The organism is Mycoplana ramosa (genome assembly GCF_041930185.1).
GTDB lineage: Bacteria > Pseudomonadota > Alphaproteobacteria > Rhizobiales > Rhizobiaceae > Mycoplana > Mycoplana ramosa.
In genome coordinates this window covers 128,278-148,474 of sequence record NZ_JBHEEW010000004.1, presented here as the reverse complement: position 1 = coordinate 148,474, position 20,197 = coordinate 128,278, and the positions used below count along the sequence as shown (strand labels likewise).

Annotated in this window: 21 protein-coding genes; 11 read left to right on the top strand and 10 right to left on the bottom strand. The window is 64.8% G+C overall.

Features of this window, described 5'->3' with window-relative positions:
• Entirely contained in the window at positions 1-1,503 is a 1,503-nt protein-coding gene (gene gatB, locus JNC62_RS06755) for an Asp-tRNA(Asn)/Glu-tRNA(Gln) amidotransferase subunit GatB (protein ID WP_374837181.1), read from the bottom strand.
• A gap of 155 nt (positions 1,504-1,658) precedes the next feature.
• On the opposite strand from gatB, the gene JNC62_RS06750 reads away from it, so the two are divergent.
• Together JNC62_RS06750 and JNC62_RS06745 are read left to right on the top strand one after the other, a co-directional pair.
• The gene (locus JNC62_RS06750; RefSeq protein WP_374837445.1) at positions 1,659-1,964 is read left to right on the top strand and encodes a DUF1294 domain-containing protein; all 306 of its coding nucleotides are present in this window, start codon (positions 1,659-1,661) and stop codon (positions 1,962-1,964) included.
• Positions 1,965-2,160: 196 nt separating this feature from the next.
• On the top strand, positions 2,161-2,418 hold the full coding sequence (locus JNC62_RS06745) for a YjhX family toxin (protein WP_374837179.1): 258 nt from the start codon (positions 2,161-2,163) through the stop codon (positions 2,416-2,418).
• 36 nt (positions 2,419-2,454) lie between these two features.
• On the opposite strand, the gene JNC62_RS06740 is transcribed toward JNC62_RS06745, so the two are convergent.
• From JNC62_RS06740 to JNC62_RS06720, 5 genes are all read right to left on the bottom strand, one after another.
• Complete coding sequence (locus JNC62_RS06740; protein WP_374837177.1) at positions 2,455-2,967, bottom strand: GNAT family N-acetyltransferase; 513 nt, start codon at positions 2,965-2,967, stop codon at positions 2,455-2,457.
• Between the two features lie 59 nt (positions 2,968-3,026).
• Positions 3,027-4,508 (bottom strand): Asp-tRNA(Asn)/Glu-tRNA(Gln) amidotransferase subunit GatA, encoded by a 1,482-nt coding sequence (gatA, locus tag JNC62_RS06735; RefSeq protein WP_374837175.1) that lies wholly within the window; start codon positions 4,506-4,508, stop codon positions 3,027-3,029.
• 19 nt (positions 4,509-4,527) lie between these two features.
• Positions 4,528-5,004, bottom strand: a complete 477-nt coding sequence (locus JNC62_RS06730) for a GNAT family N-acetyltransferase (RefSeq protein ID WP_374837173.1) — start codon at positions 5,002-5,004, stop codon at positions 4,528-4,530.
• A 4-nt stretch (positions 5,005-5,008) separates the two neighbouring features.
• Positions 5,009-5,296 (bottom strand): Asp-tRNA(Asn)/Glu-tRNA(Gln) amidotransferase subunit GatC, encoded by a 288-nt coding sequence (gene gatC, locus JNC62_RS06725; RefSeq protein ID WP_374837171.1) that lies wholly within the window; start codon positions 5,294-5,296, stop codon positions 5,009-5,011.
• Between the two features lie 128 nt (positions 5,297-5,424).
• Positions 5,425-6,129, bottom strand: coding sequence for a metal-dependent hydrolase (locus JNC62_RS06720; RefSeq protein ID WP_374837169.1), 705 nt, complete (start codon positions 6,127-6,129; stop codon positions 5,425-5,427).
• Positions 6,130-6,319: 190 nt separating this feature from the next.
• Here JNC62_RS06720 and JNC62_RS06715 point away from each other — a divergent pair, with 190 nt between their 5' ends.
• Both JNC62_RS06715 and ruvX read left to right on the top strand, forming a co-directional pair.
• Positions 6,320-6,625 (top strand): alkylphosphonate utilization protein, encoded by a 306-nt coding sequence (locus JNC62_RS06715; protein WP_374837167.1) that lies wholly within the window; start codon positions 6,320-6,322, stop codon positions 6,623-6,625.
• A gap of 10 nt (positions 6,626-6,635) precedes the next feature.
• The gene (ruvX, locus tag JNC62_RS06710) at positions 6,636-7,109 is read left to right on the top strand and encodes a Holliday junction resolvase RuvX (protein ID WP_374837165.1); all 474 of its coding nucleotides are present in this window, start codon (positions 6,636-6,638) and stop codon (positions 7,107-7,109) included.
• Here ruvX and JNC62_RS06705 read toward each other — a convergent pair.
• Together JNC62_RS06705 and JNC62_RS06700 are read right to left on the bottom strand one after the other, a co-directional pair.
• Positions 7,067-7,405, bottom strand: a complete 339-nt coding sequence (locus JNC62_RS06705) for a DUF6105 family protein (protein WP_374837163.1) — start codon at positions 7,403-7,405, stop codon at positions 7,067-7,069. The two genes, ruvX and JNC62_RS06705, sit on opposite strands and share 43 nt — an antisense overlap.
• Positions 7,402-7,560, bottom strand: a complete 159-nt coding sequence (locus JNC62_RS06700; RefSeq protein ID WP_374837161.1) for a hypothetical protein — start codon at positions 7,558-7,560, stop codon at positions 7,402-7,404. The genes JNC62_RS06705 and JNC62_RS06700 overlap by 4 nt, the downstream gene beginning before the upstream one ends.
• 223 nt (positions 7,561-7,783) lie before the next feature.
• Between JNC62_RS06700 and JNC62_RS06695 the strand changes: the two genes are divergently transcribed.
• Positions 7,784-8,716, top strand: a complete 933-nt coding sequence (locus tag JNC62_RS06695) for an AEC family transporter (protein WP_374837443.1) — start codon at positions 7,784-7,786, stop codon at positions 8,714-8,716.
• On the opposite strand, the gene JNC62_RS06690 is transcribed toward JNC62_RS06695, so the two are convergent.
• Positions 8,701-10,350 (bottom strand): acyl-CoA dehydrogenase family protein, encoded by a 1,650-nt coding sequence (locus tag JNC62_RS06690; protein ID WP_374837159.1) that lies wholly within the window; start codon positions 10,348-10,350, stop codon positions 8,701-8,703. The genes JNC62_RS06695 and JNC62_RS06690 overlap by 16 nt on opposite strands.
• A gap of 172 nt (positions 10,351-10,522) precedes the next feature.
• Here JNC62_RS06690 and JNC62_RS06685 point away from each other — a divergent pair, with 172 nt between their 5' ends.
• From JNC62_RS06685 to dprA, 4 genes are all read left to right on the top strand, one after another.
• Positions 10,523-11,464, top strand: a complete 942-nt coding sequence (locus JNC62_RS06685) for an aspartate carbamoyltransferase catalytic subunit (protein WP_374837157.1) — start codon at positions 10,523-10,525, stop codon at positions 11,462-11,464.
• The gene (locus JNC62_RS06680) at positions 11,461-12,753 is read left to right on the top strand and encodes a dihydroorotase (RefSeq protein WP_374837155.1); all 1,293 of its coding nucleotides are present in this window, start codon (positions 11,461-11,463) and stop codon (positions 12,751-12,753) included. Before JNC62_RS06685 ends, JNC62_RS06680 begins: the two co-directional genes overlap by 4 nt.
• Positions 12,754-12,827: 74 nt before the next feature.
• Positions 12,828-13,442, top strand: coding sequence for a glycerol-3-phosphate 1-O-acyltransferase PlsY (plsY, locus tag JNC62_RS06675; RefSeq protein ID WP_374837153.1), 615 nt, complete (start codon positions 12,828-12,830; stop codon positions 13,440-13,442).
• A gap of 14 nt (positions 13,443-13,456) precedes the next feature.
• On the top strand, positions 13,457-14,602 hold the full coding sequence (dprA, locus tag JNC62_RS06670) for a DNA-processing protein DprA (protein ID WP_374837151.1): 1,146 nt from the start codon (positions 13,457-13,459) through the stop codon (positions 14,600-14,602).
• On the opposite strand, the gene JNC62_RS06665 is transcribed toward dprA, so the two are convergent.
• Positions 14,534-14,788: a hypothetical protein gene (locus JNC62_RS06665; protein WP_374837149.1), complete on the bottom strand. Its 255-nt coding sequence runs from the start codon at positions 14,786-14,788 to the stop codon at positions 14,534-14,536. The two genes, dprA and JNC62_RS06665, sit on opposite strands and share 69 nt — an antisense overlap.
• A gap of 261 nt (positions 14,789-15,049) precedes the next feature.
• On the opposite strand from JNC62_RS06665, the gene topA reads away from it, so the two are divergent.
• Together topA and rnr are read left to right on the top strand one after the other, a co-directional pair.
• Complete coding sequence (topA, locus tag JNC62_RS06660; protein WP_374837147.1) at positions 15,050-17,746, top strand: type I DNA topoisomerase; 2,697 nt, start codon at positions 15,050-15,052, stop codon at positions 17,744-17,746.
• Positions 17,743-20,097: a ribonuclease R gene (rnr, locus tag JNC62_RS06655; RefSeq protein ID WP_374837145.1), complete on the top strand. Its 2,355-nt coding sequence runs from the start codon at positions 17,743-17,745 to the stop codon at positions 20,095-20,097. The genes topA and rnr overlap by 4 nt, the downstream gene beginning before the upstream one ends.
• Positions 20,098-20,197 lie beyond the last annotated feature (100 nt).

Genomic DNA, 20,197 nt, shown 5'->3' with positions numbered 1-20,197 from the left:
CTATTCCTCGATGCCGAGCTTGGCCTTGACCAGCGCCTGCACGGCCTGCGGGTTGGCCTTGCCGCCGGTCGACTTCATCACCTGGCCCACGAACCAGCCAGCCAGCGAAGGCTTGGCCTGGACCTTCGCCACCTGATCCGGGTTGGCGGCGATGATCTCGTCGACGGCCTTCTCGATCGCGCCGGTGTCGGTGACCTGCTTCAGGCCGCGGCTTTCGACGATCTCAGCCGGTACCCCGCCCTCGTTCCAGACAATCTCGAACAGATCCTTGGCGATCTTGCCGGAAATCGTGCCGTCCTTGATGAGGTCGATGATCCCGCCGAGCTGACCTGGCGAAACCGGTGTGTTTTCAATGCTTTTTCCGGCCTTGTTCAAGGCGCCCAGAAGGTCGTTGATGACCCAGTTGGCGGCGATCTTGCCGTCACGGCCAGCAGCCACCGCCTCGAAATAGTCGGCGATCGCCTTTTCCGAGACGAGCACCGAGGCGTCGTAGACGGACAGGCCGAGCTCGCGGACGAAGCGATCCTTCTTGTCGTCCGGCAGTTCCGGCAGGTGCGCCTTCAACTCCTCGACGTAGGCGTCGTCGAACTCGAGCGGCAGCAGGTCCGGATCGGGGAAATAGCGATAGTCGTGCGCGTCCTCCTTGGAGCGCATCGAGCGGGTCTCGCCCTTGTTCGGATCAAACAGGCGGGTTTCCTGGTCGATCACACCGCCGTCCTCGAGGATGCCGATCTGGCGGCGGGCCTCGTATTCGATCGCCTGGCCAACGAAGCGGATCGAGTTGACGTTCTTGATCTCGCAGCGCGTGCCAAAGGGTTCGCCGGGACGGCGCACCGATACGTTGACGTCGGCGCGCATCGAGCCCTCGTCCATGTTGCCGTCGCAGGTGCCGAGGTAGCGCAGGATGGTGCGCAGCTTGGTCAGATAGGCCTTGGCCTCGTCGGAGGAGCGCAGGTCCGGCTTAGAGACGATCTCCATCAGCGCCACGCCGGAGCGGTTCAGGTCGACATAGGACATGGTGGCGTGCTGGTCATGCATCGACTTGCCGGCGTCCTGCTCCAGATGCAGGCGCTCGATGCCGATCTCGACGTCCTCGAACTGGCCCTGGCGATCCGGGCCGACGGAAATGACGATCTTACCCTCGCCGACGATCGGATCCTTGTACTGCGAGATCTGGTAGCCCTGCGGCAGGTCCGGGTAGAAGTAGTTCTTGCGGTCGAAGATCGAGCGGTGGTTGATCTTCGCCTTCAAGCCGAGGCCGGTGCGGATCGCCTGCTTGACGCACTCCTCGTTGATGACCGGCAGCATGCCGGGCATGGCGGCATCGACGAGCGAGACGTTGGCGTTCGGCGCCTTGCCGAACGCGGTCGAAGCGCCGGAAAAGAGCTTCGAATTGCTGGTGACCTGTGCGTGCACCTCCATGCCGATGATGACCTCCCAGTCGCCGGTGGCGCCGGGGATATAGCGTTTCGGATCGGAGATACGGACGTCGACGATGGTCATGATGAGCTCTTTGAAGGTCGCTTCAGGTGCCTGATTTTCATCTGTGTCGGTAGACCATATGGGCAGGCGGCGCAAGGCTTTGCCGGTGCCACGGCGTCGACCAGCACCGCAATCCGGATAGCCGCATGTTAACCCAGCCCGGATACGCTCGCGGCATGACCGTCCTCTTGAGCCTCGCCGTCCTGCTGCTCGTCAACTTGACGACATTCCTCGTCTTCTGGTGGGACAAGGAGGCTGCCCGCGCCGGCAGGTGGCGTATTCAGGAGAGCACGCTCCTCGGCCTGGCCCTTGTCGGCGGAAGCCTCGGGGCAGTCCTCGCCCAGAGACTGCTGCGGCACAAGACACGGAAACAGCCGTTCCGGTCCCTGTTGAACCTCATCATCGGCGGTCATGCTGTCTTGGCGCTTGTCTGGATTGCGGCACCGAGCTGGCTGACCCAAATGGTCGCGCAGATACCTTGACGGCCCCGCGCCGGATTCATAGGTTCTGGCCGGAATAGTGGAGCCTTCATGTTCTCTTTGTCTGAGTCCCGCTGAGGGCCCTGCCCGCAATTCTCTTGCGCGCATGGGCCGGAAAAAACGCTTCAACCCGCCCGGCCTCGCCTGGCGGATCGTTTTTTTCGCGTTCTTCGAGAACGCCTCTCGGACTTCAACAATCATGGATATTTCCCGCGCCGAACAGCGCATTCTCCATCTGCTCGCCCAGGGCGGCAGGATCGAACTCGAACGGGACGAAACCCGGACCATCATCAACGTCTATTGCGTCACGCGGGACGGCTGGCGCGCCAGCGGCCTGAACATTGAGCTGTTCCGCAAACTCAAGCGACGCAGATGCATCGCATCCAACGACGGAAAACCCTACCGCATCACCCAGCGCGGGCTGGTCCTGGTGCGTTCACAACTGGACAACCGGTGACAGACGTGCGCGGCTTCAGTCGCGCACGCCCAGCGATCAGAATCCGCCCGGCCCATAGCCGACCGGCCGGTCCTCCACCAGTTGCCGCCGCAACCCGACCGATTCCACGTCCCGATCGAGCTTCGGCGAATAGGTCACCGACAGCCAGTTCACGGCGTAGCCCTGCTTGCGAAAGAAGGCGAGCGCCGGCGCGTTGCGGGCATGGGTCTGGAGATCGGCCGCCTCGATACCGGATCGGCGCATCGCATCTTCGAGCGCCACCAGGAGCGCAGCACCTACACCCTGTCGCTGCAGTGCCGGATCGACCCAGAGATCAGTGATCTCCTCGTCCATCTTTTCGCGCGCCGCCCAACCGGCGATCACGCCACCGCGCTCCGCAACGATCACGGTCACCCACTTCGCGGCGAGGAACTGCAAAAAGGCCTCGCGTGCAATGCCTCTGAGCGCATCGAGGTCGGCGACGCCCGTCGCCGCCTGCTCCCAGGCGCGCAGGCCGATCTCGGCAAGTGCTGGAACGTCGTCCGCAGTCGCGTATCGGATGGTGATCATGATGCCGGTGCTCTCCCGGCCTCATAAAAGCATCCGAATCGCCGCATGGCGAGCGCCGGTTACCACCACTTCTGCGGCGAAAACCGGCCGGCGGCCTGTTCGATGACGTGCGCGGTCTTGAAGAGGGTCTCCTCCTCGAACGGCTTGCCGATCAGCTGGAGACCGAGCGGCAGGCCCTTGTGGTCGAGGCCGGCCGGCACGGCGATGCCCGGCAGGCCGGCCATGTTCACCGTCACCGTAAAGATGTCGTTCAGGTACATCTTGACCGGATCGGCGGCGAGATCCTCATCGGCGATGCCGAAGGCCGACGATGGGGTCGCGGGCGTCAGGATCGCGTCGACGCCGGCCTGGAAGGCCAGCTCGAAATCGCGCTTGATCAGGGTGCGGACCTTCTGGGCCCGCAGGTAGTAGGCATCGTAGTAGCCGGCCGACAGCACGTAGGTGCCGATCATGATGCGGCGCTTGACCTCCTGGCCGAAGCCGGCGGCGCGCGTCTTCTCGTACATGTCGACGATGTCCTTGCCGTCGACGCGCAGGCCGTAACGCACGCCGTCGTAGCGGGCGAGATTCGACGAGGCCTCGGCCGGGGCGACGATGTAATAGGCCGGCAGCGCATACTTCGTGTGCGGCAGGGTGATGTCGACGATCTCGGCGCCGGCCTCCTTCAGCCATGTGATGCCCTGCTGCCAGAGCGCCTCGATCTCTTCCGGCATGCCGTCGACGCGGTATTCCTTCGGAATGCCGATCTTCATGCCCTTGACCGACTGGCCGATCGACGTCTCGTAGTCGGGCACCGGCAGGTCGACGGAGGTGGTGTCCTTCGCATCGACGCTCGCCATCGACTTCAGCAGGATGGCCGCGTCACGCACGTCGCGGGCGATCGGGCCCGCCTGGTCCAGCGAGGAGGCGAAGGCGACGATGCCCCAGCGCGAGCAACGGCCGTATGTCGGCTTGATGCCGACGGTGCCGGTGAAGGCGGCGGGCTGGCGAATCGAGCCGCCGGTGTCGGTGGCGGTTGCACCGGCGCAGAGGAACGCCGCTACGGCGGCGGCTGAGCCGCCGGAGGAGCCACCCGGCACGAGATCGAGGTTGGAATCCTTGGCGCGCCAGGGGTTCTTCACCGGGCCGTAATAGGAGCTTTCATTCGACGAGCCCATGGCGAACTCGTCCATGTTCAGCTTGCCGAGCATGACGGCGCCGTCGTTCCACAGGTTCTGGGTTACGGTCGATTCGTATTTCGGCTTGAAGCCGTCGAGGATGTGGCTGCAGGCCTGGGTGTGGACGTCGCGGGTGCCGAACAGGTCCTTGATGCCGAGCGGGATGCCTTCCAGCGCGCCGGCCTTGCCTTCGGCGATGCGGGCATCCGATGCCTTTGCCATCTCGCGGGCCTTCTCCGGCGTGACGGTGACATAGGCGTTCAGCGCACCGTTGGCGGCATCGATCGCGGTCAGATAGGCCTCCGTCAGCTCGACGGCGGTGATCTCCTTGGCGCCGAGCTTCTTGCGGGCTTCGGCAATGGTCAGGCGGGTCAGATCGGTCATGGCTTTAATCTTTTCGCGGTCACGCAGCGCTGGAGGCGCGTCCAAGCTGCTTCTGATAAAAAACGGAATAGGGACTGTCCGGATAGTCGAGCACGGGGCCACAGCGGGTGAAGCCGGCCTTCTCGTAGACCGCCCAGGCCGCGGGATGCCGGTCGCCGGTCTCAAGGACCAGTTCGGCAAGCCCGTCCTTTTCGGCGGTCTCGATTATCTTGGACAGAATGTGGCGTCCGATGCCCCTGCCCTGCCACTCGGGCCGGGTGAACATGCGTTTCACTTCGCCGACATCGGCCGAATGGCGCTTCAGCGCGCCGCAGCCGATCGCTCTGCCGTTCTCGCGGGCGATCCAGACGGTGACGCCCGGCTCGGCCATCTGCTCGACCGTCAGGTGGTAGCAGGCCTCAGGCGGCGAAAGCGCCAGCAGAGCCGCGTTCAGCTCCGCGACCAGTTCGCGCACTTCGTCCTGCAACGGGCTCTCGACGGCGATCGAAACGGTCAAGGGCTTACTCCACGACCTTCGGCACGAGGAAGAAGTTGCGGTCCGAGACCGGCGCGTTGGCGACGATGTCCTCGGCCTTGTTGCCGTCGGTCACGACGTCGTCGCGCTCCTTCATCGCCATCGGCGTCACCGAGGTCATCGGCTCGACGCCATCGACGTTCACTTCGCTCAGTTGCTCGACGAAGCCGAGGATGCCGTTCAGCTCCCCCATCATGCGTTGGGCTTCGTCCTCACTGACCGCAATACGGGCGAGATGGGCCACCCGCTTGACGGTGGCAAGATCAACAGACATCGGCACTCTCCGGTCGGAAATTTCCTATCCGCTATAATGACCAAGCCCCGGCAGCGCAACGGGTGAATGTGCGCGCGGCCCGGCAGCCGGTCCGCGCTCCGCCTGACTTGCCGCCACCATACGCGCGGCTACCGCGAAATCGAGCCGCCGACCTTCGGCACTTCCACCTTGCCCTTCATTTCGTCCATCGCCGCGACGAAGGTGTCGGCGGTCTGGTCGATGATAGGGAACGAGCCGTAGTGGCAGGGGATGACCGTGCCGAACTTGAAGAAGCGTTGGCAGGCGAGCGCGGCCACCGCCCCGCCCATGGTGAAACGATCGCCGATCGGCACCAGGCCGATCTCAGGCTGGTGCAACTCGTTGATCAGCGCCATGTCGGAGAAGATATCCGTGTCGCCCATATGATAGAGCGTGGGCTCGTCGTCGAAATGCAGGACCAGACCGTTGGCGTTGCCGAGCGAATGGGAGACCCCATCCTCGCTGATATGGGCGGAGGAATGCAGCGCATTGACGAAGGTGGCGGAAAAGCCGCCGAGATGGATCGTGCCGCCGGTGTTGCCGGGCTCGAGCTTGGTGACACCCTTGTGGGCGAGCCACATGCCGAGATCGAAATTGGCCACGACCGTCGCACCGGTTTCCTTGGCGATCTTGACCGTGTCGCCGACATGGTCGCCGTGCCCGTGCGTCAAAAGGATATGGGTCAGGCCGGCGGTCGCATCCCTGCGCGTCGATTCGTCAAAGGACGGGTTGCCGGTGAAAAACGGATCGATCAGGATTTTCGCTTTCCCCGTCTCGATATGGAAGGCCGAATGGCCGAGCCAGGTGATCTTCATGGTATTCTCCCGTTGGACTTCCGCCGCCTTATGCCATAGAGCATGGCGCACCTAAAGCAGTTCGATTGCCTTGAAACTCCTCGCGGCGCCGGTGTCTCGCACCTGTCGCGGCGGGGTTCTCGCCAATTGGCGTACAGCGGCCTGTGAAAACGCAGCCGGCCTACCGTCCAGACTACCAATGGAGACTACCATGGCCAACAGCGACGACGAATATGTGTATGACGACGTCACCGGTGAATGGCGCCCGGCCTCCGAAGTCGCCGCCGCCGCAGCCGCCAGCCAAACGATGGCGCGCGATGCCGGCGGCAACGCTCTTGCCGATGGCGATTCGGTCACCCTGATCAAGGACCTGAAGGTCAAGGGCACGAATACGACCATCAAGCAGGGCACGGTCATCAGGTCGATTCGCCTGACTGAAAACCCAGAGGAAATCGACTGCCGCCACGAGACGATAAAGGGTCTGGTGCTGCGCACGGAATTCGTCCGCAAACGGTAGGCGTCACTGCATGGCAACGATGACCATCGAAGAACTCGCCGCCGTGCTGGAGCGCGGCCAGCCGATTGCCGGGCTGGACCTCGGGACCAAGACGATCGGCCTGTCCGTTTCCGATCTCGGCCGCAGGTTTGCCACCCCGCGCCCAGTGCTCAAACGCGTGAAGTTCGGCATCGACGCCGAAACGCTGCTCGCCTTTGCCGAAGCAGAGAAGATCGCCGCCTTCGTCATCGGCCTGCCGATCAACATGGACGGCAGTGCCGGCCCGCGAGTCCAGGCGACGCGCGCCTTCGTCCGCTCCATGGCCGAGAAGACGGACATTCCCTTCGTCTTCTGGGACGAGCGGCTGTCGACGGTCGCGGCGGAACGGACGCTGATCGAGATGGACGTGTCGCGCAAGAAGCGGGCAGAGCGGATCGATTCGGCCGCCGCCTCCTTCATTCTTCAGGGGGCGCTGGACAGGCTCTCGGCGCTCGGCAAATCCTGAGCCGACTGCGCTGTTTCCGGCGGACGGCGACTTTTCCACCAGGCGATGATTCGCTTGCGCCTGCGGAAGGCGATGATAGCGAAGACAATCAGGCTGTCCACGACGATGGCGCGAGCCACCAGCGGCGGAATGGTTTCCGGCGGGATGCCCAACACATGCCCGTAGATGCGAAACACCAGATCATGGGCATCGCGGGTCAGCATGAAGATGCCGAAGCTCATGTCGTAGTAGGACAGGCCGTACCAGCTGCCGAGCAGCGCGATCGGTGCCGCCCAGAGGATCAGGAACCACTTCATGCCATCCTCCACTCGGTGACGAACATGGTCCCGAAGGCCAGGCCGATTTCGCGCATGGCGGCCAAGCTGAGCAGGACAGCAGCCGGCACGGCGATGTCGAGCGCCAAGGTGGCGAAGAAGGCCGTCATGGCCAGTGTCGGTACCGCTCTCATCATGGCGCCGCGTCTTTACATGGTTAACAAATCCTTAACGGAGACACTTTCCTCCCTCGGCCGCGACGACGCAACGTAAACCCTTTGTTAAGGTTAATTTCCACACGGCTGCGACATTTGCAGGGGCCGCAACCTGATCGTGCGTCCGGCAAATCGACCTCGGGGATTGCCCTTCTGACGGACACATGGAATGACGGCCGGGAAATTTCATGCCGGTCACTGCCAAATGCTCGTCATCTTCGAAAGCACCCTGCCCGTCTTCCTGCTCGTCATTCTCGGCACGCTTCTCAAGCGTTGGCGGAAGATCGACGACGGCCTCTGGCTCGGCCTGGAACAGCTCGGCTTCTATGTCCTGTTTCCGGCGCTGCTCTTTTCCACCCTGGCGCAGGCGGATTTCGGCGGCATGGCCGCAGCCACGCTCGCGGTCACGTCGATAGGATCGGTCACGCTGATGTCCGGCGCGATCCTTCTGTGCTGGCCAGTCTTCCGTGGCGCCGGCGTTTCGGCGCCGTCCTTCACCACAGTGTTCCAGACTGCAACGCGCTGGAACGGCTTCATGGCGCTTGCCATCGCCGGCAAGCTCTACGGGTCGGACAGCATGGCGATGCTGGCCCTGATCATGACGCTCATCATCATCCCGATCAACTTCTACAACATCGCCATCCTCGTCTGGTTCGGTGGCGGGGCGCGCGATATCCGCGCGTTCCTGACGAAGATCATCACAAACCCGCTGATCATCGCCGCGGTGCTCGGCACGCTGTTCAATCTCGCCGGAATCCGGCTCTACCCGCCGCTGATGCAAACGATCGACCTTTTGGCCGAATCTTCGCTCAGTCTCGGCCTTGTCATGGTGGGTGCCGGTCTCAGGATAGCCGACGCGCTGAGGCCGCGGGCGATCGCCGTTCTACCGGTGGGACTGAAGCTTCTTGTGATGCCCTTGATGATGACCGGCGCTGCCTGGTTGGCGGGCATTGATGGCGAGGCGCTGCTGACCGTGGCCCTCGGAGCGAGCGTGCCGACGGCGATGAACGGTTACCTGCTTGCCAAGCAGATGGGCGGCGACGCACCGCTCTATGCCGCCGTCGCGACGCTGCAGACGGCCGCGTCGTTCTTCACCATTCCGCTCGTGCTGATGCTGACGGCTTACGCTGCCGGATAGAGAAGGTCGACGATGTAAGCCGAATCGAAGCGCGAATCGAGCATCCCGTAGGTGGAGCGCCAGCCCGCGGCCAGGCGCGTCTCGAGGAAGGCATCGGCAATACGCCCCGCGCCGATCCGGTTGAGCTCGGCAGCGGCCGCCGACAGGGCCAATTGCTCGACCAGCATGCGAGCCGCGCCCTCGTCGCGCTCGCAAAGCGAGGTGGCGGCACGCAGCACCTCGACGGTCTTCCGCCCCGATGGGCCCAGATCCTGGGCAATGCCGGCAAAAACCGACTCGAACAGATCCTTGCCGCGCGACAGCACCCGCAGCACGTCGAGCGCCATCACGTTACCCGACCCTTCCCAGATCGCGTTGACGGGCGCCTCGCGATAGTGGCGGGCGATCGGTCGTTCCTCGACATAGCCGCTGCCGCCGATGCACTCCATCGCCTCGTAGATCAGCGCCGGCGCGAGCTTGCAGCACCAGTATTTCGTCACCGGCGTCATGACACGGGCATAGGCCGCATCGTCCGCGCTGACCGGAGCGCGGTCGAAGGCTTCGGCGAGGCGCAGCGACAGCGCGGTCGCCGCCGCCACGTCCAGCGCCATGTCGGCCAGCACGCGTGTCATGATCGGCTGCTGGATCAAAACCTTGCCGAAAACCTTCCGGCCCCGCGTATGGTGCACGGCTTCGGCGAGCGAGGCGCGCATCATGCCGCTGGAAGCCAGCGCGCAATCGAGCCGGGTCAAGGTCACCATGTCGAGGATGGTCCGGACGCCCGCATCGGGCGCACCCAGCAGAAAGCCGAACGTGTCGCTGAATTCGACCTCCGAGGAGGCATTCGAGCGGTTGCCGATCTTGTCCTTCAGCCGCTGGAACCGGAGCCCGTTGGCGGTCCCATCCTCCAGCAACCGCGGCACGAGGAAACACCCCATGCCGTCGCGCGTCTGCGCCAGCATCACGAAGGCGTCGCTCATCGGCGCCGACATGAACCATTTGTGGCCGCTGAGGCGGTAGATCCCCTCGCCCACGCGCTCGGCGGTGGTGGTATTGGCGCGAACGTCCGTGCCGCCCTGCTTCTCCGTCATGCCCATGCCGATCGTCAGCGCCGTCTTTTGCATGGCGGGGCGATTGGTGCTGTCATACTTGCGCGACAGGATGCGCCCGCCCCATTCGCGCTGCACGACCGGCGAGGCCGAAATGGCGGCAACCGAGGCGCTGGTCATCGTCAGCGGGCAGAGGTGGCCGCATTCGAGTTGAGCGGCGAGATAGAAGCGGACCGCACGCGCCTTATGCGCCCGTCCCCGTTCCTCCGGCAGGTTCTCCCAGATCGACGAATGCAGGCCGCTCGCCATGGATCGGCGCATCAGCGCGTGCCAGGCCGGGTGGAAATCGACGACATCCAGGCGCTCGCCGCGGGGACCGTGCGTGCGCAGCTGCGGCGGCGATTCATTTGCCATCCGCGCCAATTCCTGCATTTCTGGCGCGGTCACATGGCGACCGAGCGCATCGAATTCATCGCGGAGCGATTTCGGCAGCGAGGCCGTCCCGTCGACCAGCAAAGGATCGGACCGATAGGCATTGATGCCCGTCCAGAGCTTCGGCTGGTTCAGGTCGGCAAGGGTTTGTTCGGTCCGGGTCAGTTGAGTCATGATGGGGTTCTAACCTAACTGCTCGCGCTGTGAAACGGGTCTGCGCGGGGCCAGCGGCAAAGAATGTCGGCAAAAGCATACCGATCCCGGCGCTAGACCCGAGTGCCGCCTTGCCGCGTAGATGTTGAGCCTCTATAGACCCGGCATATTCAAGACAGTCGAGGCGACCCCAATGGATTCCTTTCCGCATCGCCACCTGCTCGGCATCAAGGGATTGACCGAGCCGGAAATCACCTACCTGCTCGACAAGGCCGATGCCGCCGTCAACATCAGCCGGCAGCGGGAAAAGAAAACCTCGACGCTTAGCGGCCTGACCCAGATCAACCTCTTTTTCGAGGCATCGACGCGTACGCAGTCGTCGTTCGAGCTCGCCGGCAAGCGGCTCGGCGCCGACGTGATGAACATGTCGGTCGGCAACTCGTCGGTGAAGAAGGGCGAAACGCTGATCGACACGGCGATGACGCTGAACGCGATGCACCCGGACGTGCTGGTCGTGCGCCACTCGTCTGCCGGTGCCGCGGCCCTTCTCGCCCAGAAGGTCTCATGCTCGGTGGTCAATGCCGGCGACGGCCAGCACGAGCATCCGACCCAGGCGCTGCTCGACGCGCTCACCATCCGCCGCGCCAAGGGCAAGCTGTCGCGCATCATCGTCGCCATCTGCGGCGACGTGCTGCATTCGCGCGTCGCCCGCTCCAACATTCTGCTCCTCAACGCCATGGGCGCGCGGGTGCGGGTTGTGGCACCGGCAACCCTGCTTCCGAACGGCATCGCCCAGATGGGCGCCGAGGTTTACCATTCCATGGAGGAAGGCTTGAAGGACGCCGACGTGGTGATGATGCTGCGCCTTCAGCGCGAGCGCATGTCGGGCGCCTTCGTCCCGTCGGTGCGCGAGTACTTCCGTTACTACGGGCTCGACGACGAAAAACTGAAGGCCGCCAAGCCGGATGCGCTCGTCATGCATCCGGGCCCGATGAACCGCGGCGTCGAGATCGCCTCGGAGATCGCCGACGGGCCGCAGAGCGTCATCGAGCAGCAGGTGGAAATGGGCGTCGCCGTCCGCATGGCGGTCATGGAAACCCTTCTCGTCTCGCAGAACCAGGGACCGCGCGCATGACCCGCCCGACCGTCATCCAGAACGTCCGCATCATTGACCCATCCCGCAATCTCGACGAAACCGGCACGATCGTCATCGAAAACGGTCGGATCGCCGCGGCAGGCAAGGGAACGCTGAACCAGGGCGCCCCCGAAGGCGCCGAGATCGTCGACGGCTCGGGCCTCCTCGCCGCCCCCGGCCTTGTCGACGCCCGCGTGTTTACCGGCGAACCGGGAGGCGAACACCGCGAGACGATCGAGTCGGCCGCGCGCGCGGCCGCCGTCGGCGGCATCACCTCCTTCATCATGATGCCGGACACCGATCCGGTGATCGACGACATCGCGCTGGTCGAGTATGTGCTGAAGACGGCGCGCGACAAGGCGGTCGTCCACGTTCATCCGGCCGCAGCGCTGACCAAGGGACTGGCGGGAACCGAGATGACGGAGTTCGGCCTCCTGCGCGAGGCCGGCGCCGTCTGCTTCACCAACGGACGCCATGCGATGCATGACACCCAGGTGCTGCGCCGGGCGATGACCTATGCCCGTGACTTCAACACGGTGATCGCGCTGGAGACCCGCGACAAGCATCTCGGCGCTGGCGGCGTGATGAACGAGGGTCTCCTTGCAAGCTGGCTCGGTCTATCCGGCACGCCGCGCGAGGCGGAACTGATCCCGCTCGAACGCGACCTGCGGCTCGCCGGGCTGACAGGCGCCGCATACCACGCCGCGCAGATCTCGGTGCCGGGATCGGCAGAGGCGATGCGCGTCGCCCGCAAGCGCGGCGCCAACGTCACCTGCGGCATCTCGATCAACCACCTGACGCTGAACGAGAACGACATCGGCGAATATCGCACCTTCTTCAAGCTCTCGCCGCCGCTGCGCGGCGAGGACGACCGCATGGCAATGGTCGAGGCGCTCGCCGACGGGACGATCGACATCATCGTCTCTTCGCACGACCCGCAGGACGTCGACACCAAACGCCTGCCGTTTGCCGATGCGGCGGATGGTGCGATCGGCCTGGAAACATCGCTTGCCGCCGCCCTGCGCCTGTATCACAGCGGTGATGTCGGCCTGATGCGCTTGATCGACGCGATGTCGACGCGCCCCGCCCAGATCTTCGGCCTCGACGCCGGAACGCTCAGGCCCGGAGCAAACGCCGACATCATCCTGATCGACCTGGACGAACCGTGGATCGCTGCCAAGGACGGTTTCGTCTCGCGCTCGAAGAACACGCCCTTCGAGGATGCCCGCTTTACGGGACGGGCGCTTCAAACCTATGTTGCCGGCAACCGCGTCCATTCGGTGCGGTGACCTTGCGACACTTCGGGCCGGCAGACAGGAAAAAGTAATACACGTCCAAGGGGCAATCTCGGGGGAACAGTAGAGTGTCCGACCTATTCACCTGGCAGCTCGCGCCGCTGCCGACGCTTCTGAGTCTCGCCTTCGGCTACTTGCTGGGCTCGATCCCGTTTGGCCTGATCCTGACCCGCATGGCCGGGCTCGGCGATGTCCGCAAGATCGGGTCCGGCAATATCGGCGCGACCAACGTGCTTCGCACCGGCAACAAGAAGCTCGCCGCCGCCACCCTGCTGCTCGACGCCCTGAAGGGCACGGCCGCCACCGCGATTGCCTCCCGCTTCGGACTGGAGGCCGGGCTCGCAGCCGGCTTCGCCGCTTTCATCGGCCACCTCTTCCCGGTGTGGCTCGGCTTCAGGGGCGGCAAGGGGGTCGCCACCTATCTCGGCGTCCTGCTCGGGCTTGCGCCGATCGTGCTGGCGGTCTTCGCGGCAATCTGGCTGATCGTCGCCTACTTCAGCCGCTATTCCTCGCTCTCCGCCCTGGTTGCAACGGCCGCAACTCCGGTTGTATTGTGGTTTTCCGGCAACGAGAAGGTGGCGGCGCTGTTCGCGGTCCTGACCGCAATCACCTGGTGGAAGCACCGCGCCAACATCGGGCGACTCATGAGCGGGACAGAGAGCAAGATCGGCGACAAGGGCTAGAACCGGGGGGAAACATGTCCGATGGCGCAGGCAGGCAGGGAATTGCGCTATCGGAGAAACAGAGGATCGCCTGGCTGCGCCTGATCCGCAGCGACAATGTCGGTCCCGTCACCTTCCGGGACCTTATCAATCATTTCGGCACCGCCGAGACTGCCCTGGAAATGCTGCCGGAGCTTTCCCGCCGCGGCGGGGCTGCGCGCGCGATCCGGATCGCAAGCCGTGCCGACGCCGAGCGTGAACTGGAGCTGGCCCACCGGCATGGTGCGATCTTCGTCGGTATCGGCGAGCCCGACTACCCGGCCTTGCTGCGCAAGACCGACGGCGCCCCGCCCCTTCTGGCGATGAAGGGTAACCTTCGGATCGCCAATGACGTTGCCGTCGGCATCGTCGGCTCGCGCAATGCCTCGATCGTCGGGGCCAAGTTTGCCGGAATGCTGGCGCGGGATCTGGGGGCTGCCGGATATGCCGTCGTTTCCGGTCTGGCCCGCGGCATCGACACCGCCGCGCACCGCGCCAGCCTCGCGACCGGCACGATCGCGGCCATGGCGGGCGGTCTCGACCAGCCCTACCCGCCGGAAAACGTCGCTCTGCTCGGCGAGATCACCGCGGGAAGCGGGCTTGCGGTCAGCGAGATGCCATTCGGCTGGGAGCCGCGGGCAAGGGACTTTCCCCGCCGGAACCGGCTGATCGCCGGCATGGGTTTGGGACTGGTGGTGGTAGAGGCAGCCAGCCGGTCCGGCTCGCTGATTACGGCGCGCAACGCCGCAGACTTCGGTCGACTGGTCTTTGCCGTGCCCGGCTCGCCGCTCGATCCGCGCGCCCATGGCACGAATGACCTGTTGAAGGACGGCGCCATCGTCACGACCAATGCATCCGACGTTCTGGAGGCACTGGCGCCGCTGCATGGACCGACGCAATGCCAATCCGTCAGCGGCGCGGACGAGCCTTCGGTCGATGACAGCGAGCTCCCGCTTCCCCCCAACGACGGCGACCGCGCCCGCATCGTTTCCGCGCTCGGGCCGACGCCGGTCGAGATCGACGAGATCATCCGCCACACCGAGCTTCCTGCCGCGACCGTCTACCTTGTGCTGTTAGAACTGGACCTTGCCGGCCGGCTCCACCGCCATTCCGGCGGGTTGGTTGCCCTCGCCCCGGATTGACAGCGGCCGCAGACCGGCCTGGATATCGCCAGCCTCAACGTAGGCCATTTCGATCAGATAGCGCAGCATCTCGGCTCCCTCGGCGTCGGCCACGGCGCGGAGCTCGCCAAGCATTTGACGGATGTAGGCAATCTTCTCCCGCGCCTGCCCACCAGCCTGTAGCGGGATCCTGGGTTTGGAATTCATTTCGCGTTCCTGTTCGACTGCCGCTCGGATATCACGCGTCGTCGCCGCGTCTTCCACATACGGAAGACGATACAACCTTTATTTTAAATTGCAATACGCAACGCAACCCTCTTAGGTTGCAGTCCCGATGTCCAGTTATTTTGGCCTCGCCTCTTGACCGGGACGCTTTCCCTGTTCATTTCGAGGCGACGACAACGCCGGCGCGCATCGCAAGCCCAGGGCCATTCCGCCGGGAGCGGCGGCCGGCACTAGAGAACGACGATGAATGTTGTAGTGGTGGAATCGCCTGCCAAGGCCAAGACAATCAACAAGTATCTGGGTTCGGGCTACAAGGTCCTGGCCTCGTTCGGCCATGTCCGCGACCTTCCGGCCAAGGACGGATCGGTGCTGCCCGACCAGGACTTCGAGATGTCTTGGGAAGTCGACAGCGCCTCGGCCAAGCGGATGAAGGACATCGCGGACGCGGTGAAGTCCTCCGACGGCCTGATCCTCGCCACCGACCCGGATCGCGAAGGCGAAGCGATCTCCTGGCACGTGCTCGATCTCCTGAAGAAGAAGCGCGTGCTTGGCGACAAGCCCGTCAAGCGGGTGGTCTTCAATGCCATCACCAAGGCTGCGGTGCTCGACGCGATGAAGTCGCCGCGCGACATCGACATCGACCTGGTCGACGCTTACCTGGCCCGCCGCGCGCTCGACTATCTGGTCGGCTTCAACCTCTCGCCGGTGCTCTGGCGCAAGCTGCCGGGCGCCCGCTCGGCCGGCCGGGTGCAGTCGGTCGCGTTGCGGCTCGTCTGCGACCGCGAGTCCGAGATCGAGCGCTTCGTCTCGGAAGAGTACTGGAATATCTCGGCACTGCTGAAGACCCCGCGCGGCGACGAGTTCGAGGCACGCCTCGTCTCTGCCGATGGCAAGCGCCTGCAGGCGAAGTCGATCGGCAACGCGGACGAGGCCAATCGGCTGAAGGACCTGCTCGAAGGCGCGAGCTACCGTGTCGAGAGCGTCGAGGCGAAGCCGACGAAGCGCAACCCGGCGCCGCCCTTCACTACCTCCACCCTGCAGCAGGCCGCCTCCTCCAAGCTCGGCTTCTCGGCGTCGCGCACCATGCAGGTGGCGCAGAGGCTCTACGAGGGCGTCGACATCGGTGGCGAGACCGTCGGCCTGATCACCTACATGCGTACCGACGGCGTGCAGATGGCGCCGGAGGCGATCGATGCCGCACGCCGGGCGATCGGCAGCCAGTTCGGCGAGCGCTACCTGCCGGAGAAGGCGCGCTTCTACTCCACCAAGGCCAAGAACGCCCAGGAGGCGCACGAGGCGATCCGTCCGACCGACTTCAACCGTGTTCCCGATCAGGTCCGCCGCTCCCTCGATCCCGACCAGGCCAGGCTCTATGACCTGATCTGGAAGCGCGCGATCGCCAGCCAGATGGCGTCGGCGGAAATCGAGCGCACCACCGTCGAGATCGACGCGGACAACGCTGGCAAGCATGCCGGTCTGCGCGCCACCGGTTCCGTCATCCGCTTCGACGGCTTCATCGCCGCCTATACCGACCAGAAGGAGGACGGCGAGCAATCCGACGACGGCGACGAGGACGGCCGCCTGCCGGAGATCAATGCGCGCGAGAACCTCGCCAAGCAGAAGATCAACGCCAGCCAGCACTTCACCGAGCCGCCGCCGCGCTACTCCGAGGCGTCACTGATCAAGAAGATGGAAGAACTCGGCATCGGCCGGCCTTCCACCTATGCCGCGACGCTGAAGACGCTGGAAGATCGCGAATACGTCACGATCGATAAGCGCAAGTTGATCCCGGAAGCCAAGGGGCGGCTCGTCACCGCCTTCCTCGAGAGCTTTTTCACGCGCTATGTCGAGTATGACTTCACCGCCTCGCTGGAGGAAAAGCTCGACCAGATCTCGGCCGGCGACCTGAACTGGAAGGACGTGCTGCGGGACTTCTGGAAGGACTTCATCGCCCAGATCGACGACACCAAGGAGTTGCGTGTCACCAACGTGCTGGATGCGCTCAACGACATCCTCGCCCCGCTTGTTTTCCCCAAGCGCGAGGACGGCGGCGACCCCCGCGCCTGCCAGGTCTGCGGCACCGGCAAGCTGTCGCTGAAACTCGGCCGTTACGGCGCTTTCGTCGGCTGCTCGAACTATCCGGAGTGCAACTACACCCGCCAGCTTTCGTCCGACACGAACGGCGACGCAGAGGCTGCTGCCTCCAACGAGCCGCAGAGCCTCGGCAAGGATCCGCACACCGGCGAGGAGATCACCCTGCGCTCCGGCCGCTTCGGGCCCTATGTCCAACGCGGCGACGGCAAGGAGGCCAAGCGGTCGAGCCTGCCGAAGGGCTGGACGCCGTCAAGCATCGACCATGAGAAGGCGGTCGCCCTGCTCTCCCTGCCGCGCGACATCGGCGCGCACCCCGAGACCGGCAAGATGATCTCGTCCGGGCTTGGTCGCTATGGTCCCTTCGTGCTGCATGACGGCACCTATGCGAACCTGGAAAGCGCGGAGGACGTCTTCTCGATCGGCCTCAATCGTGCCGTCTCCGTTCTGGCCGACAAGCAGACCAAGGGCGGCGGCGCCCGTGGACGGGGAACGCCGGCTGCCCTCAAGACGCTGGGTGACCATCCGGACGGCGGCGCCATCACTGTCCGCGATGGCCGCTACGGTCCTTATGTCAATTGGGGCAAGGTCAACGCCACCCTCCCGAAAGGCAAGGACGCGGCGTCGGTGACCCTCGAAGAGGCACTGGTCCTGATTTCGGAGAAGGCCGGCAAGAGCGGCGGGGCAAAGGGCAAGGCCAAGTCCGCTTCGCCCAGGACCAAGACCACTGCCGCGAAATCCACGGCGGAAAAGACCTCAAAGGCCAAGGCGCCGAAGACGACGAAGACGACAAAGGCGACCGGGACGAAGGCCAAGACCGCTGGCAGAACCAAGAAGGCAGACGAATGACGCATGATCCGCGCGACCGGTCGAGGCAAACGAAACGGCCCGGCCGCGCGGGCCGCGACCTGCCGCCCGGCGCCGATGTTCCGCTGATCCACGGTGAAATCCCGCCGCGCGAGGTGCTGCTGCGGTTCATCGCCGATCATCCGGACAAGGCCTACAAGCGCGAGATCTCCAAGGAGTTCGGCCTCAAGGGCGAGAAGCGCGTCGAACTGAAGCAATTGCTGAAGAGTTTTGAGGAGGAAGGCCTGCTGGAGAAGCGGCGCAAGTCGCTGGTCCGTCCCGGCGCGCTTCCCCCGGTCGCCGTCCTCGACATCACCACGCGCGATGTTACCGGCGATCTGATCGGCCGGCCGGCCGAGTGGCTGGAGGACGCGGGTGTGGCGCCGGCGGTGGCAATCCGGCAATCGACCGTCGGCAAGAGCTCCGGCAAGGCTCCCGTCGCTGGCCTCGGCGATCGCGTGCTGGCGAAAATCTTCCCCGCCAAGGATCGCGGCGGCCCCGCCTACACCGCGCGGATCATCAAGATCCTCGACAAGCGCAAGAATGCCGGCATGGGTGTGTTCCGCCCGATGCCCGATGGCGGCGGCCGCATCCTGCCGATCGACCGGCGCGGCGAGGAACTGGCCGTCGACAGCGACTTCACGGCCGGCGCGAAGGATGGCGACCTGGTGGAAATCGACGTCGTCCGCATCGGTCGTTACGGACTGCCGCGGGCGCAGATCAAGTCGGTCATCGGCTCGGTGGCTTCGGAAAAAGCGATCTCGATGATCGCGATCCACGCCCATGGCATTCCCTACATCTTCCCGGACGCCGTGATCCGGGAAGCGGCCGCGGCCGGGCCGGCGACGATGTCGCACCGCGAGGATTGGCGCGACCTGCCGCTGATCACGATCGACCCGGCGGATGCCAAGGACCATGACGACGCCGTCTACGCCGAGGCCGATACCAGGCCGGAGAACCCCGGCGGCGTCATCGTCACGGTGGCGATCGCCGATGTGAGCTACTACGTGCGCCCCGGTTCGGCGCTCGATCGCGAAGCGCTCAAACGCGGCAATTCCGTCTATTTCCCCGACCGCGTCGTGCCGATGCTGCCGGAGCGGATTTCCAATGATCTCTGCTCGCTGAAGGAGGGCGTTGATCGCCCAGCACTTGCCGTGCGCATGGTCTTCTCCAAGGAAGGGCGCAAGGCGAGCCACACCTTCCACCGCATCATGATGAAAAGTGCGGCCAAGCTCTCATACCAACAGGCGCAGGCCGCGATCGACGGTGCAGCGGACGACCAGACCGGGCCGATCCTCGAGACGATCCTCAAGCCGCTGTGGAACGCCTATCGCATCCTGACGGTCGGCCGCGATCGTCGCCAGCCGCTCGAGCTCGACCTGCCGGAGCGCAAGATCCTGTTGAAGGACGATGGCACGGTCGATCGTGTGATCGTCCCGCCCCGCCTCGATGCACATAAACTGATCGAGGAAATGATGATCCAGGCGAACGTCGCCGCTGCCGAGACGCTGGAGAACAAGCGCCAGGCGCTGATCTATCGCGTCCACGACGCGCCCTCGCTTGCCAAGCAGGAAACCCTGCGCGAGTTTCTGGCCACACTGGACATCGCGCTGGTCAAGGGCGGGAACATGCGCTCGAACCACTTCAACGGCATCCTGAAGAAGGCCACCGACAAGCCGTACGAGCAGATGGTCAGCGAGATGGTGCTGCGCTCGCAGAGCCAGGCCATCTACAGCCCGGAGAACATCGGCCACTTCGGCCTGAACCTGATGAAGTACGCGCACTTCACCTCGCCGATCCGCCGCTACGCCGACCTGATCGTGCACCGGGCTCTGATCGCATCGCTGAAGCTCGGCGAAGGCGGACTGACGACTGGCGAAGAGGAGGCGCTGGACGATATCGCCGCGGAAATCTCCACCTTCGAGCGCCGCGCCATGGCGGCGGAGCGCGATACGGTGGACCGGCTGATCGCCCATCATCTCGCCGGCCGCATCGGCGAGGCATTCGACGGCCGGGTGTCGGGGGTCACGAAGGCGGGACTATTTGTCACTCTCCCCGCCTATGGCGCCGACGGCTTTGTGCCTATATCTACGCTCGGCCGCGACTACTACCTGTTCGACGAGGCGCATCAGGCGCTGTCGGGAGAAAAGACCGGCCTCGGCTATCGGTTGGGGGACGAGGTGCAGGTCCGGCTCGCAGAGGCCGTACCGCTTGCCGGAGCCCTGCGGTTCGATATGTTGAGCGAGGGGCGCAAGATGCCGACCGGCGTGCGCTCCTTCCACAAGGCGGGTCGGCGCGAGCGCGCCGGCTCCCGGCGCCAGCCCGGTACGCGCCCGCCGCGCGGCAGACGTTAGTTCTACGGGCGTCGACGGGGAGGCCCACGGCTTGAAGCCACGCCGGTCGCGACCGAAATTGGCACTGGGAGAGCCGGCAAAGTGCGCCGGCAGCAAGGAC